This is a genomic window from Acidiferrobacter sp. (assembly GCF_054609335.1).
The window spans coordinates 23,784-37,986 of sequence record NZ_JBTRWP010000027.1; the positions used below are offsets into that span (position 1 = coordinate 23,784).

General features: G+C 63.8%; 11 protein-coding genes. 7 read left to right on the forward strand and 4 right to left on the reverse strand.

The window, feature by feature from the left end; translation table 11 throughout:
• Positions 1-19: 19 nt before the first annotated feature.
• A complete protein-coding gene (locus ACYCTF_RS08760; protein ID WP_461283175.1) occupies positions 20-976 on the reverse strand; it encodes a hypothetical protein in 957 nt (318 codons plus the stop codon).
• A gap of 351 nt (positions 977-1,327) precedes the next feature.
• On the opposite strand from ACYCTF_RS08760, the gene ACYCTF_RS08765 reads away from it, so the two are divergent.
• On the forward strand, positions 1,328-2,419 hold the full coding sequence (locus tag ACYCTF_RS08765; protein WP_461283174.1) for a hypothetical protein: 1,092 nt from the start codon (positions 1,328-1,330) through the stop codon (positions 2,417-2,419).
• A gap of 45 nt (positions 2,420-2,464) precedes the next feature.
• Here ACYCTF_RS08765 and ACYCTF_RS08770 read toward each other — a convergent pair whose 3' ends face one another.
• Positions 2,465-3,451: a LysR family transcriptional regulator gene (locus tag ACYCTF_RS08770; RefSeq protein WP_461283173.1), complete on the reverse strand. Its 987-nt coding sequence runs from the start codon at positions 3,449-3,451 to the stop codon at positions 2,465-2,467.
• Positions 3,452-3,740: 289 nt separating this feature from the next.
• Between ACYCTF_RS08770 and ACYCTF_RS08775 the strand changes: the two genes are divergently transcribed.
• Positions 3,741-4,973 (forward strand): class II fructose-bisphosphate aldolase, encoded by a 1,233-nt coding sequence (locus ACYCTF_RS08775; RefSeq protein WP_461283172.1) that lies wholly within the window; start codon positions 3,741-3,743, stop codon positions 4,971-4,973.
• Between the two features lie 342 nt (positions 4,974-5,315).
• Here the strand turns inward: ACYCTF_RS08775 and ACYCTF_RS08780 are convergent, their stop codons facing one another.
• Together ACYCTF_RS08780 and ACYCTF_RS08785 are read right to left on the reverse strand one after the other, a co-directional pair.
• Positions 5,316-6,638: a HipA domain-containing protein gene (locus ACYCTF_RS08780; protein WP_461283171.1), complete on the reverse strand. Its 1,323-nt coding sequence runs from the start codon at positions 6,636-6,638 to the stop codon at positions 5,316-5,318.
• A complete protein-coding gene (locus ACYCTF_RS08785; protein ID WP_461283170.1) occupies positions 6,628-6,894 on the reverse strand; it encodes a helix-turn-helix domain-containing protein in 267 nt (88 codons plus the stop codon). Before ACYCTF_RS08785 ends, ACYCTF_RS08780 begins: the two co-directional genes overlap by 11 nt.
• Positions 6,895-7,447: 553 nt before the next feature.
• Here ACYCTF_RS08785 and ACYCTF_RS08790 point away from each other — a divergent pair.
• The 5 genes from ACYCTF_RS08790 to ACYCTF_RS08810 all read left to right on the forward strand — a co-directional run.
• Positions 7,448-9,664 (forward strand): putative inorganic carbon transporter subunit DabA, encoded by a 2,217-nt coding sequence (locus tag ACYCTF_RS08790; RefSeq protein WP_461283169.1) that lies wholly within the window; start codon positions 7,448-7,450, stop codon positions 9,662-9,664.
• A gap of 14 nt (positions 9,665-9,678) precedes the next feature.
• On the forward strand, positions 9,679-10,545 hold the full coding sequence (locus tag ACYCTF_RS08795) for a DUF6671 family protein (protein WP_461283214.1): 867 nt from the start codon (positions 9,679-9,681) through the stop codon (positions 10,543-10,545).
• Between the two features lie 135 nt (positions 10,546-10,680).
• Positions 10,681-11,748: a dihydroorotase gene (gene pyrC / locus ACYCTF_RS08800; protein WP_461283213.1), complete on the forward strand. Its 1,068-nt coding sequence runs from the start codon at positions 10,681-10,683 to the stop codon at positions 11,746-11,748.
• Positions 11,749-11,846: 98 nt separating this feature from the next.
• Positions 11,847-13,526 carry a dihydroxy-acid dehydratase gene (gene ilvD / locus ACYCTF_RS08805; protein ID WP_461283168.1) on the forward strand — a complete coding sequence of 560 codons (1,680 nt, stop codon included), beginning with the start codon at positions 11,847-11,849 and terminating at the stop codon, positions 13,524-13,526.
• 40 nt (positions 13,527-13,566) lie between these two features.
• Positions 13,567-14,203 (forward strand): aminotransferase class III-fold pyridoxal phosphate-dependent enzyme (locus ACYCTF_RS08810; RefSeq protein ID WP_461284787.1); only part of this gene is annotated, 637 nt, incomplete at its 3' end.

Here is a 14,203-nt window from a genome sequence, read left to right on the forward strand (position 1 = left end):
AAAAGCTTCAATTCCTCGCTCACGGGCGTATCCCAAGGGCGCTGCGTATGGCACCCAGAACGCCTAGCAAGCGCGCGGGCGCCGGGGCCCCGGGCTCCGCCTCCCGGATTCGCGGTGGGCGCGGCGCGACACGGGCGTCCGTGGGCATCGCGGTCACCACGAACCCGCTTAACAGTGCGGCATTAGCGAACGCCACGGCCTCGGTCTCGGGGACGCGGGCAATATCGGCCAGGTTCGCCACGCTGTGGGGCCGTGTCCGTAGCACGGTGGCAAGCCGGGTAGCGGTCGCGGGCCCCTGTCCTGTGAGGTAGGGCCATGCACGCATCTTGAGGAGATCGTCGCGGCCGACCCACGGCAAAAGCCCGCAGTGCGCATGCGCGAGACCCATGTGCCAGAGCAGAGGCTCGATGCCCCGCCGTTCCCGACCCTCTCCTGGTTCGGATGGGCCCAATGGCCGCAGGTCAAGACCCGGCAGCCGGTGTGATTGGAAGAACTCGGACAGGGCCAGTGTGCCCGCGGGGCCGGACCACGAGAACTGTCGATCAGCCGGGTAGAGGGTGAGGCTCGTGCCGTCCTTGTCGATGAGCGCGTGCGGTGTGCCGCGGGTTCGAAAGAGCTCATGAAGCGAGCGGGCCAGCGACCTCATGACGCCGCACCCGGTCTGCGCGTACGTCTTCTGCTGAACGAAATCCGTGAATATGTCGAGAAGATCCGTGACGTGAGGTGGCATCCGCAGACCGACCGAGGAGCGTTGTGTGCCCGCGTCCCGGACCACAGGCACGAGCCGCCCCGTGGTGCCGTCTAGGTTGGGTGCGGAACCATCGAAGAATACGATCTGTGCGTCGTGTGCCGGCGCATGCGCTACAGGGCCCGGCAGGCGGCGGGATATCCGCTCGATCATGGTTTGCAGCAAAACCTTTTCGGTGTCGCTTATCCCATGGAAGCCGTAGGTCACAACGTTTTTGGTGAGATCCACAAAGCCTCCGATTCGTTAGACATGGCTTGGGTGCGTCCACGTGATCTACGATGACGCCATCCCGCTATATTCCGCCCAACGGCGTTGATGTGTGGCACTGTAACGGATATGGCATTATTAATTACACTTAATATTGGCAATTGTCACAATTTACTAACATCTATGGTTCAGGGGGGGGTGTGCCGCTATGTGCGGCCCTGTAAGACGCAGAGATTTGTGGGCGCGATATCGGCGCGTGCGATGCTGGGCGTACGCGTGACGGAGCGCGGACCTGTGGAACATCGCACGAGTTTCGTAGTAGCGTAACGGCTTTACGCACAGTCTGCGCCGACGCAGGTGAGGAGCTTACGAGTGGCTGACGTGGTGTTCATTCTCGGGGCGGGGGCGTCGCAGCAGGGTGGCGCGCCGGTCATGAGCAACTTTCTGGACAAGGCGCGGCGGCTGTTGTTTACCGGGGCCGTGCAGGGCCGCGTGGGGGATTTTGCCAAGGTCTTCGAGGCGATCGGCAAGCTCCAGGCCGTGCATTCGAAGGCGCAGGATCTCGATATCACGAATGTCGAGAGCGTATTCGCGGCCTTCGAGATGGCCCGGCTTCTGGGCCGCATGCCGGGCTATGGGGTGGGGGACATCGACGCCTTGATTGCGGCCTTGAAGACTGTCATCGCCTACACCCTGGAGTCGACGCTCAATTTCCATGAGGAACGCGCCGGGGCTTTGCCGGTGGCGCCCGATCCCTATCCGAGGTTTGTGGAGCTACTGCGTGAGAGCCAGGCGGCATCACCGCCATACCGTCATGCCATCCTGACGTTCAATTACGACCTGGCCTTGGATTATGCCCTGCATCGCGGAGGAATTCCGGTGCGCTATTGCCTGGACGACTCCGACCCGCCCACCGGTATCCCGCTTTTGAAGCTGCACGGTTCATTGAATTGGGTGGGGGGTAGCGAAGGAGAGGTCGTGCCCTGGCGGATGGATCGGCTGTTGGCGGAGTCGGCAAGCACCGTGTTCCGCAGGCAGGCCGAGGGCGTGTTCAGGCTTTGTACCACGGCAAGCATTCTCGACCGTCCATCGGGCGAGCACCCGGTAATCGTTCCACCCACATGGAACAAGTACGGCTACCAGAGTCAGTTCACCCGGGTATGGGCGCAGGCGGCCCAGGAGTTGTCGGATGCCCAGCATATTTTCGTGATTGGATACTCATTGCCGGAGTCGGACTTGTTCTTCCGCTATCTCTATGCCCTGGGGTCGGTCGGGGATCATCCTCTGGAGATGTTCCGTGTGTACGATCCCGACGAGCGGGTCGGGCCGCGCTTTCAGAGCATGCTCGGACCCGGCGCGCGCATTCGCTTTCGTCATGTGGCGACAAGCTTCGAGCGCGCCATTGGTTTGGTGGAGGGCATCTTGAGGAAGCGCCAGAAATGGCCGGAGCCGTCTGCGCGATAGAAGGCGAAGGGGCGCGCGCTCATCCGACGCTAAGGCCGCCGGATGCTACGGGGTGCGCGCCTTTGCGAGTCGTTTCCGTGGGGCGCGCGGCTGCTCGGTGGGGTGGAGTTCAGCCACCCAGCCCTTGCGGACCCCGAGGTCCGGCCCCTCCTTTACCAGAAAGTCCAGGAACACGCTCGCGGCGAGGCCTAGATGCTTGCCTTGCAGGTGCACCGCATACCATGTCCTGTGCAGGGGGAAGCCTACGACATCCAGGATGACGAGGCGCTTGGCCTCCAGTTCCAGCTCGAGGCTGCTCAGGGCCAGCACTGAGATCCCAAGGCCGGCCATAATCGCCTGCTTTATGGCCTCGCTCGATCCCAGCTCCATGTAGGGCTTCACGTCGAGTCCGTGTTCGGCGAACATCTGCGCGGCTGACATGCGCGTTCCGGAGCCGACCTCGCGCAACAGGAAGCGTTCGCGCACGATCTCCTCTAGCGGAATATCGGCGCGGCGCGCCCAGGGGTGGTCCGGGTGCGCCACAACCACCAGCAGGTTGTCCATGAAGGGTCGGACCGTGAGGTCCATGTCGTCTGGGATCTGGCCCATGACGACGAAGTCATCGAGATTTTCCGCCAGGCGCTCCAGCACCCCCCCGCGGTTCGTGACTATGAGTTGAGGCGCCACGTCCGGATATTCCTGCACGAAAAGCCCAAGAAAATGCGGCATGAAGAACTTGGCGGAGGTGACGGCCGCCATCTTCAGGGGGCCTGCCACCTTGCCCTTCATGTCCGCGATCTCCCCGGTCAAGTTGCGCAACCGGCCCATCACCGCGACCGTGGCGGCATACACCTCTTCACCGGCACGGGTCAGCAAGAGTTTCTTGCCGACCCGCTCAATGAGCGGTAGGCCCACAATTTCCTCGAGCCTGCGCACTTGGATGTGGACTGCCGGCTGCGTGAGGCAGAGTTCCTCGGCGGCGCGCGTATAGCTGCGATGGCGGGCGACCGCCTCGAAGAGCCGGAGTTGCTGAAGTGTCCAATGATTGATCATTTACTAGGGTAAATGGCTACGCTAATGAAGACTGAGTTCTCTTTAGCTATATTACTCTCTAAATTCGATCATGCCTAACCGGGTGGTGTGGCTTGTGTGTCGATGCGGCGCCAGGGTACGACTCCGCGGGTCCGCGAGCGCGGACAAGGGATCACCCTCGGGTCGTGTCTCATGCGCCCGAGTCCTGGGCATCCCGGTCCGTGTGCGGTCGCTATGCGCGAGCCATTTTGCAGGCTGTCGTGGTGCTCGCGGGCCGCGGTCACCGTGAACGAATCTTCAGGAGTTTGTTATGCCGCTGGTCGATATGAAGGACATGCTCACGCACGCCTACGAAAACGGCTATGCGGTAGGCGCCTTCGATCTCGCGGAGCTGGACTTCCTGCCGGCGGTGTTGGCGGCCGCCGAATCGGCGCGCGCCCCGGTCATCCTATGCGTGGTGGAATCGCAGCCCCAAAGCTCGGCCTTCGCCTGGGTGATGGCGGCAGTGGAGGCGGCCGCGGCGCAGGCCGGCGTTCCCGTGGCGATCCATTTCGAGGGCGGGAGCGATACCCAATCCGTGGTGCGCGGCGTCCGTCTGGGCGCTAACGGCGTTGTGGCGCGCGGCCTTCAGGAGTCGCTCTTTCGTCACATCGACCGCACACGCGCGATTGTGGATGTGGCCCACGCCTGCGGCGTGCCAGTCGAGGGCGAACTCGCCTATGTGCTCGAGGGCGATGCCACGCAAGGCGCCGCGCCGCGCGCCGCCCAATATGCGACCGTGGCGGAGGCCAAGAGTTTTGTCGAGCGCACCAAGGTGGATTTCCTGATCGTTTCGGCGAACATGGCGCAGGGGCGAGGAAGGTCGCGGCTGGACTGGGGGCGCCTGAAGGAGATCAATGCCGCGCTCGGGATACCGTTGGTCATCTCGGGCGAGAGGGGCATAGGCGATGAGCAATGCCACAGGCTGATCATGTTGGGCGTCGCCAAGGTCTCCTGTTCCGTGGCTCCCGACGTCCTGGCGGGCGAGCGGCTGCGGGCCAATGCGCGCCATGATCGTCACGCCCCTTACAGCGCCCTAAAGGAGGGCATACACGAACTCATCGCCGCGCAGCTCGAGCCGCAGATGCGCGCGTGGGGCTCGGCGGGCCGCGCCGCGGAAGTGCTCAACCGTTGCCGCCCCTGGAACAGCGTCACGCATATCGTAGTCTATGACGCGCCGGGTCTGGATGCCTTGGCGTTGCGGGCCCTAATGGCCGAGGGGCAGCGGCTCTTATCGGGCATCCCGGGGGTGCGCTCCGTTCAGGTCGGCAGCATCGCGGATGAGGGTGGCCGGTATCGCCACTGCCTGCTGACACGTCTTGCCTCGGCGAGCGCGGTTGACGCCTTTCGTAGGCACCCGGCGTGTACGCGATTCAGGGATCGGCATCTGGCGCCGGTCACTTCTGACCCCATCGAAGGCACGTACCATATGATCGACTCTTTCCCGGAGATCATGCCCTGGGTGTTCTCGTCGGCCCCGGCCCCCGATCAGGGCCGCGCTTAAGAATATGAGCTATTTGCGACAAGTGGTAGGAGGCTGCGCCGGTGCGCGGAACGGCTCGTCGCCTGCGTCGCGTGCAGGCCCGGTAGGATCCGGACCGATCGACCGCTTCCGACCTTTAGCGGTCATCCGCCTGTTTGCGTCAAATCGTCGGTTGTGTCATGCGCTTCGGACATCCAGAGCACCACAACAACCAAATATCTCGAGCGAACTGGTCGCGATTTAGGAAGCTGTATGCTATTGACTCATGCCATTGAGTACGGCTTCGCCCGGTCGCATCGGTCGTCATACCCACATGGCGCGGACACGCCGGTCTAGTCCATCGCGATGCCTTGTTTCGGGGCTTTAGACGTACGACAGCATGCCCCGTATTTCGGGAGCAATGGCGGCTTGCCGTTCGCACTCGCGCTCGATCACCGTTCTGATGCGTTCGATCACTTTGGGATCGACGCCGCTGGATAAGGTGTCCTGCTTAACGGTGGCTACGCTGCCTCTCATCCGATCGATCATGCGCAGAATTTCGCGCACGACCAGGGCGGCATTCAAGTGGGTGCTTGCGCAAAACTGTGCCCATTCGAGCGCCGTGACTTCCTCGATCAGGAACGCGTCACCCACGGCCATGGCAAGGCTCTGGTTGATGTTCTCGATGTAGAGCGTATTGCACACCAGATCGTAGGCGGGGGCGAGTACATGACCGCTTGATGTCATGAAGAATGACAGATTCTTTGCGTGCGCATCGGTATTTCCGATCAACACGTTGAAGATCGTCCAGCGCAACAGATTGAGCCGGTCGCGGGCCGGATTCGCTGCACGAGCTGCCGCATCCATAAAACGGGGCAAAGAGGCGCCATCGCGAACATCCTTCACGTCGCGTCCGTCACCATAGATGCGCTCATACTTGTGTGCAACAGGCAGACCAAGCAACTGGCAACCGTCGATTGTGTGCGCACGTCGGATCGTATGATTCTGGCGCCGTCGATCGAATCGCTCTATGAGTAACACTGGCTCTGGAACATGATGCAACTCGACCGGAGCCACTGGCAGGCCGACCGCATGAGCGAGCCGCATGCAGAAAAACTCGTTGCCGGTCAGCCCGGCGAGCGATAGCCGCACCGGCTCGGGCTTCAGAATGTGTGTCGAGGCCAGGTTCGGCCCCTCGGCCAGGTACCAGTGATCGCCTTCGACCAGCAGCGCGATCTTGTCCTGATAGCCTGCGATCGACAGGCGCACCTTCCCATCCCACACGGAAAACGGCAGGTCGGCTCGCTTACGAATCCGCTCCGACAGCTCGGCGGTTGGCACCAGCCGCTTTTCATCCTGGTCTGACGTTGGGGCGCCAGCCACCGACAGTCGGATTGCGCCGGCCGTTTCCCGGCCAAGCCCGACCAGTAGGCCGACAAGATTCGATTTGCTGATCTTGAGCGCCTGCACGGCGTCATCGAGGGCCTGTCCCTCGGGTAGCAGGTTCTCGAAAAAGCGGCGCACTTGCACGGCGTGCGCGCTCGTCGAGCGGCCGGCGGCCGGCTGCATTGGCAGCGTCGGGCTGAGCGGGTAGGCATCTGGCCGCGCGAGCCAAGAGGCATCGTAGTCAAATGCGAAGCGATCCGCTTCCACGTCGTATGTCAGCCAGCCCGCCCGCGCGGTATCCAACCAGACCTCAATCTCCATAGCGCGGATCCGCAGGCTTTTGCCACGTCAGGCGAAGGCCAAGCCCGCTCGCGACCTTGATCGCCAGTGCGAGCGATACCGTGCCGGTGCCACGCTCAAGGTTCTGCAGGGTGTTCTTGGATACACCGATGACCAGCGCCGTTTCTTCAAGCGTCATACCTGAGCGCGTGCGTACTGCGCGAAGGGCAAGGCCTAGATCTTCAGCGTCGTTAATGAATGGCTGGTCGGGTATAGGGGAGGGGACAACTTTTCGCATCTGTATAATCCTCTTATGGAAGGATTATACTAATAAAGAACCTACTCAGCACTAAAAATCCTACCAACGGGTAGTTTTATCAGTGCCAAGCAGACCGGTTATCCGCAGTAAGCCAAGAAAGCGCTCTTAGCCGGGAGCCGCGCGCGATCATAGCTGATTGGACGCGGTGCGTTTCTCACCATTTTTTGCAGATAGCCAGAATATGATGCGTGAAAGGCTTGGTCGTGGGCAGAGTCGGTGTGCCGCGATCGGGAATTAACCATAGTAAATCCTCATAATTGTTAATATTAAGTGTCTATTATTCTTTGGGGTCTCTAGTATCTGCGTTTGCCGCGATAGGCGGTGCGGCCGGAGAGCCCAAGTCCGTGACCAGGATCTCGCCAACAGGAACAGCGCAGCGGTCGATGGAACCATGGGTGTCCGTGTTCTTCGTGGTCCTTGCGAGCCGCCTCGTCGGCTTGGCGCCCCATCCTGGTAGGGAGGGGCCGCCATGGATGGCCCCCTAGGGACCATCCGGACCGAGGGCGAGGGATCCCGGGCGGGTTGTCGTGGTATGACCGACGAAGCCCCGGTGATCCGCGATCGGCAGGCTTGGCGTGTCGCGGTGCGCGAAGCCTGTGACAGGCTTGCGCCCGCCTGGCCGCTCGATGCATCGCTTGCCGTCAACCCTTACTTCGGGCTGCGTCATCTGGATTTCGAGGAGGCGGTGCTCACCCTGATGCGGGTCGCCGGGTCCACGCTCACCATGCCACGCCGCTATTACCGGGAACAGATCGAAAGCGGCCGCATCACGCGCGGCGACGTCGCCGAAGCCTTGGCGGCGCATGGCCTGCCATCCGACGAGCAGTACGCCGCGCGACTATTGGCGCACGACGGTGCGCCGCCTGTGCAGAGAATTCCGCTCGTCTTGCATGTCTTGGGGCGCGTCGATCCGAGTAGGCCGTGGGCGGCGTTCTGTGTCGAGACCATCAGTCGATTCGCAGCCGCCTACTTTGATACGGGTCAGGCCGTATGGCCGCTGCCTTGGCGCGATGAGCCCCTCTACGACGCATGGCTCCAGTTCGCGAGGCTCGATGCGAGCCCCTGGGCGATGGGGCTTAAGGGGGTAGCGGACATGGTCGCAGGGCTGCCCCGGCAGCCGCTGGAATCTATCGCGTGCGTCCTGAAGGCGCTCGCCGTCCCCGATGCCTATGTCGCGGATTATTGCCATGCCGCGCTTCTCGACATCGGCGGGTGGGCGACCCGTGCGCAGGATACGCGCCCGCGCCACAAAGTGGCCCGTGGCCGCGCGGACATCGAGGATCTGCTCGCCATCCGGCTGGCCTGGGAACTCATCCTCTTTCGCGCCACCCAGGGGCCGCGACTGGGTGTCGCCTGGCAGACGGCGCTGCAGTCCCTGCCGCCGACACCCTCGGCGCACATGACGCCTGACGTGCAGGTCGACTCGGTCCTCCAGACCGCGCTCGAGCTCGGGTACCGTCGGCGTCTTGTCGCCGATCTCGCGGCGTGCGGGGAGCGGCCTGACCGTCATGTCGGGCGGGGTCGTGTCGCGGTGCAGGCGGTCTTTTGCATGAATAATCGTTTGGAGGTCTTTCGCCGCGCCCTGGAGGCGGTCGCTCCGGAGATCCGGACCCTGGGATTCAGCGGCTTCTGCGGCCTGGCGTTTGCCGGCGCCCCCTTCGATCCCTTCATGGGGGTCGTGCGCCACGTCATGCCGTTTGCGCAGGTGTTGAGGCAGGGCGCGGCCAGAGGGCAGGCGCCGGCCATCGCCGACGGCGACCGGTGTGCCGTCGCCTCGGCCATGCTCCGCTTCATGTCCTTGACGGATGGGTTTGCGCGCTTGGTGTTGCTGGTCGATCACGGCCCGCTCCTGGGTCACACGCCGCAGGGCGTGGGGTCGTCCGGCGGGGAGTGGGCCGGCGGTATGGATGCGCGCACAGTGGCGGCTTTGCTGAATGATCGCGCATTACGCGCGCGGCTTGTGCAGGAGGGCATTGCGATCCCGGCGGATACCGGCTTTGTGGCGGCGCGCTACCATAGCGCGCGCGATGAAGTCGTTTTGTTCGATACCGCACCATGGGAGACGACGCACGCCCAGGATTTAGAGGGCCTCCGTGCGGTCCTGGAGGAGGCGGGCGCTCACGCGCGCGAAGAACGCATTCGGGCACCCGCCGCGCCGGCGTTCGGGGTGCAGCCCGAGAGCGACGCGGCCAGATGGCGTCCGCAGGAACGCTTGCGGGGCGCCTGTGAGCTGGAATTTGTCGGCAATGCCGCTTTTATCGCCGCGCCGCGCGCCCGCACGGAGGGTGTAGCCCTGGATGGCCGCGCATTTCTGCAAGATTACGAGTGGCGCCGGGATGCGGATTTCGAGATTCTGCGATACATCATGACCGTCCCTATGATGGCGGCCCACTGGATGAATATGGGGTACTACGCATCCGTGGTCGACCATAAGCGCTTCGGTGGCGCTAACAAGACCCTACACAATAGGGTGGGGGGGTGCATCGGGGTGTTGGAGGGCGCGGGCGGCGATTTGAGGAATGGTCTCCCGATCCAGTCGTTATTTGACGGTCGCCATTGGGCCCACGAGCCGATGCGTCTGAACGCCTTCGTCGAGGCACCCCGTGCGCGGATGGACGAGGTCCTGGCCTGTCACGAGATCGTGCGCAGCGTAGTCGAGCACGGCTGGCTCTTTCTGTTTCAAATGGACAGCGAGGCCGGCGGCCTCTTCTTGCGCGCCCGGGACGGGCGATGGGAGCAAGTGTCGTGAGTCTAAACGGGCCCATGGCCGCTCATGCCTCGTCGCCCCGAAGTCTCTACCGGGGGCAGCGCGCGGCGTTTTTGACTCAACATGGCAAGGAGCGGATCGTAGCCCCGGTCCTCGAGGGTTTCGTGGGTTGCTTGGTCGAGCGGGTGACTGGATACGACACCGATCTCCTCGGGAAATTCACGCGCGATATCCCGCGCGCCGGTACGCAGATCGAGGCGGCCCGCCGCAAGGCGCGGATCGGCATGGAACTCTCGGGGCTTCCCGTCGGGCTCGCCAGCGAGGGATCCTTCACCGTCGATCCGTTTGCGGGCATGTTTCCGTGGAATGTGGAATTCCTGGTTTTTCTGGACGACTTGTTGGGGCTCGAGGTGGTCGGCATGGCGCAGGGTCGCGCCAACAGCGCCCAGATCCTGGCGGCGGGCTGGGAGGACGCCGAGCGGTTTGCGCATGCGGTACGCTTTCCCGACCATTATCTGGTCTTAAGGCCCGACCACGACAGTGATACCCGTATCCGCAAGGGGATCGCCGACTGGTCGGGATTCAAGGCAGCTTTTGAGGAGGCCGCCGCGCAGTCGTCGAGCGGGCGCGTGTTCGTCGAAGTGGATCTACGCGCCTATGCAAACCCCACGCGCCTCGTCAATATCCGGCTCGCCGCAGTCGATCTCGGACGACGCCTAGCCTCCCTATGCCCCGTTTGCCGTACCCCGGGCTTCTGGACGGTGGAGGTGATCGCCGGTCTACCCTGCCAGGCGTGCGGTGCGCCCACGCGCGAGAGACGCGCCGAGGTCCATGGCTGTCTTAAATGTGGGCACCGGGTCACACGTGACCGCGAAGACCACGCGCAAGCTGATCCAGCCCGTTGCGATATCTGCAATCCCTAACCTTCATGGAGACCTCAAACTTCAGGGCATTAGCATCAGCCATGTGGCAGGCACTGCGGCCGATGGTGTGCGATCGGCGCGCCCCAGGGAGGGCGTGTGAGTGACTGCGTAGACACGGAGGCACGGCGTCCCACGTTGGCGCCTGATAGCCCGCAAGATCCATCGCCGACCCCGTGTCTTAGCCTCGCACGCCCCGACGATTGGCATGTCCATCTGCGCGACGGGGCCATGTTGGCCGCGGTGGTACCGGATACTGCGCGACGCTTCGCCCGTGCCATCGTCATGCCCAATCTCGATCCCCCGGTGCGCACGGTCGACCAGGCCCTGGCCTATCGCGCGCGGATTCTGAAGGCCGTGCCCGCGGGCGCACGCTTCGCGCCTTTGATGACGCTGTATCTCACCGAGGCGACGCGGCCCGAGGAAATCGCGCGGGCGAAAGCCTCCGGCGTCGTGCATGCCGTCAAGTACTATCCGGCCGGCGCCACCACCCATGCCGCGCTGGGTGTACGGGATCTGCGGCGTTGTTATCCGGTGTTGGCGGCCATGGAGCGTCTCGGTCTCCCTTTGCTTTTGCATGGCGAGGTCACGGACGCCGCGGTGGATGTCTTCGATCGCGAGGCGGTCTTCCTCGAGCGCCACTTGCTGCCGCTCACGCGTGCGTTCCCGGGTTTGCGCATGGTTTTGGAGCACATCACGACCCGCGCCGCGGTCGAGTTCGTGAGTGCCGGTCCGGATACCTTGGCGGCCACTATCACCGCCCACCACTTATTGCTTGATCGTAATGCCCTCTTTGTGGGAGGTCTGCGGCCCCATCATTACTGTCTGCCGCTTTTGAAGCGCGCCGAGCATCGCGGCGCCTTGGTGGCCGCCGCGACCAGTGGCCATCCGAAATTCTTTCTGGGTACCGACAGCGCGCCGCATCCCCGGCATGCCAAGGAGTCGCCTTGTGGGTGTGCCGGGATCTATACCGCGCACGCTGCCTTGGAGCTCTATGCCGAGGTCTTTGAGGCGGCCCATGCGCTCGACCGGCTGGAGGGGTTTGCAAGTCACCACGGTCCTGACTTTTACCGGCTGCCACGTAATCAAGACCGGGTCGCACTCATAAAGGAGCCGTGGCAAGTCCCACCTACGATAGCCGCCGGCGCCGACGTACTCGTGCCGTTGCGGGCCGGGGAGGCCGTCGCGTGGCGTCTGGCCGACTGATCCGATACTTCTTTATGTCGGCCGACGGCGGGCCGTCTGCCAGTATCCGTTGGGCCCGCGGCGGCAGGAATTTCGACCCTTGTTTTTAGGAGAACGCTATGTCTGACAATCAAAAAAGCCGTGTCGTTACGACCGGGATAGAACGCGCCCCCAACCGCGCGTTGTTGCGCGCCACCGGGTTTCAGGATGGTGATTTCGCAAAGCCCATCGTGGGCGTGGCCAATGCCCATAGCACTATCACGCCCTGCAACATGGGGATCGGACCTCTTGCTACGCGCGGTGAGGCGGCCTTGGCCGCTGCCGGGGCCATGCCGCAGATGTTCGGGACCATTACCATCTCGGATGGCATTTCCATGGGCACCGAGGGCATGAAGTACTCGCTCGTGTCGCGCGAGGTCATAGCCGACTCGATAGAGACCGTCTGCGCGGGCCAGAGCCTGGATGGGGTGCTGGCCTTCGGCGGCTGCGATAAGAACATGCCGGGCGCCATGATTGCCATCGCGCGGCTGAATATCCCGGCGGTCTTCGTCTATGGGGGTACGATCAAGCCCGGTCACCATGACGGGCGCGATTTGACCATCGTCAGCGTCTTTGAAGCGGTCGGCGCGCGTATCGCCGGCGCGATCAATGACCAGGAATTGCACGAGATCGAGCGCAAGGCCTGCCCCGGCGCCGGGTCGTGCGGCGGCATGTACACCGCCAACACGATGTCAGCCTTGTTCGAGGCTATGGGCATGAGCCTGCCATACTCCGCGACCATGACAGCCGAAGATGCCGAAAAGGCCGATAGCGCCGCGCAGTCGGCGCAGGTGTTGGTTGAGGCCATAAAGGCGCGGCGGCTGCCGCGCGCCATCCTTACGCGCAAGGCCTTCGAGAACGGGCTTGCGGTGCTTATGGCCTTGGGCGGCTCCACCAACGCGGTCATCCACTTGCCGGCGATCGCGCACGCCGCCGGCGTGGAACTGACCATGGATGACTTCGATGAATTCAGTCGCCGTGTGCCGGTGCTTTGCGACCTTAAGCCCTCCGGCCGTTATGTCGCCACCGATCTGCACCGCGCGGGCGGGGTGCCGCAGGTGATGAAGATGCTGTTGGCGCACGGTCTTTTGCATGGCGACGCGCTGACCGTGACCGGACAGACAATCGCTGAGGTCCTGCGGGACGTGCCCGAGTGCCCCCGTGCCGATCAGGACGTGATCCGGCCTTGGGAGCGGCCGGTTTATGCGCATGGTCATCTGGCGATCCTCAAGGGGAATCTCGCCGGCGAAGGGGCGCTTGCCAAGACCAGCGGCATCAAGGCGCCCAGGATTACCGGTCCGGCACGTGTGTTCGACTCTGAGGAGGCGTGTATGGCCGCCATCATGGAGCGGCGCATAACGGCCGGTGACGTGGTTGTGATCCGCTATGAGGGGCCGCGCGGTGGCCCGGGCATGCGCGAAATGCTCTCGCCTACCGCCGCGCTCGTCGGGCAGGGTCTGGGCGACCTCGTGGGCCTTGTCACCGATGGACGGTTCTCCGGCGGTACCTATGGCATGGTGGTGGGACACGTGGCACCGGAGGCTGCGGTCGGCGGTACGATCGCTTTGGTGGCCGATGGTGACCGCGTGATCATCGATGCTGAGCGGCGCGTCTTGCAGCTCGACGTGGCGGAAGAGGAGCTTGCGCGCCGTCGCGCCCTCTGGGTGCCTCCGGCGCCGCGCTATACACGCGGGACCTTGGCCAAATATGCGCGCCTCGTCTCGTCAGCGAGCCGCGGCGCGGTGACGGATGGCGCATGAGGCAGGTCTCGCTTGCGCGACGAGATCGCGTGCGTCTCCCATGGTAAGTCGTGCGCCCGACGCTTGTGCCCGGGAGGGCGGACCCGAGTCCCGCGACTGGGCGTGGGATACGGCCTTCGACCAGACGCACCTCTGGCATCCCTATGCGGCCGTGGGCGCGCCGGTGTGGCCGGTGGTGGCGGCCGATGGCGTGCGGCTGACACTTGCCGATGGGCGGCGGTTGGTCGACGGCATGAGTTCGTGGTGGGCGGCGATCCATGGCTATAACCACCCAGTCTTGAATAACGCCGTGAGCGCGCAGTTGGGGCGCATGGCGCATGTGATGTTCGGGGGGCTCACGCACGGACCGGCGGTCGATCTCGGGCGCAGGCTCGTGGGTCTGACCCCGGCGCCTCTCGAAAAGGTCTTTCTCTGTGACTCGGGATCGGTCGCCGTGGAGGTCGCCATCAAGATGGCCCTCCAGTATTGGCAGGCGCGCGGGCGGCCGGCCAAGCACCGTCTGCTCGCCTTGCGCGGCGCTTACCATGGCGACACCTTCGCCGCCATGTCTGTGTGCGATCCGGTCACCGGCATGCATCGCTTGTTTACGGGACTCGTCCCCGAGCAGATCTTCGCGCCGAGGCCCGCGTGCCGGTTCGACGACCCCTGGGAGCCGTCGGCCATCACCGAATTCGCCA

Coding starts and splice junctions, on each gene's coding strand:
- ACYCTF_RS08770 (WP_461283173.1), bottom strand. CDS start 3,451: ATGATCAATCATTGGACACTTCAGCAACTCCGGCTCTTCGAGGCGGTC.
- ACYCTF_RS08775 (WP_461283172.1), top strand. CDS start 3,741: ATGCCGCTGGTCGATATGAAGGACATGCTCACGCACGCCTACGAAAAC.
- ACYCTF_RS08780 (WP_461283171.1), bottom strand. CDS start 6,638: ATGGAGATTGAGGTCTGGTTGGATACCGCGCGGGCGGGCTGGCTGACA.
- ACYCTF_RS08785 (WP_461283170.1), bottom strand. CDS start 6,894: ATGCGAAAAGTTGTCCCCTCCCCTATACCCGACCAGCCATTCATTAAC.
- ACYCTF_RS08790 (WP_461283169.1), top strand. CDS start 7,448: ATGACCGACGAAGCCCCGGTGATCCGCGATCGGCAGGCTTGGCGTGTC.
- ACYCTF_RS08795 (WP_461283214.1), top strand. CDS start 9,679: ATGGCCGCTCATGCCTCGTCGCCCCGAAGTCTCTACCGGGGGCAGCGC.
- ilvD (WP_461283168.1), top strand. CDS start 11,847: ATGTCTGACAATCAAAAAAGCCGTGTCGTTACGACCGGGATAGAACGC.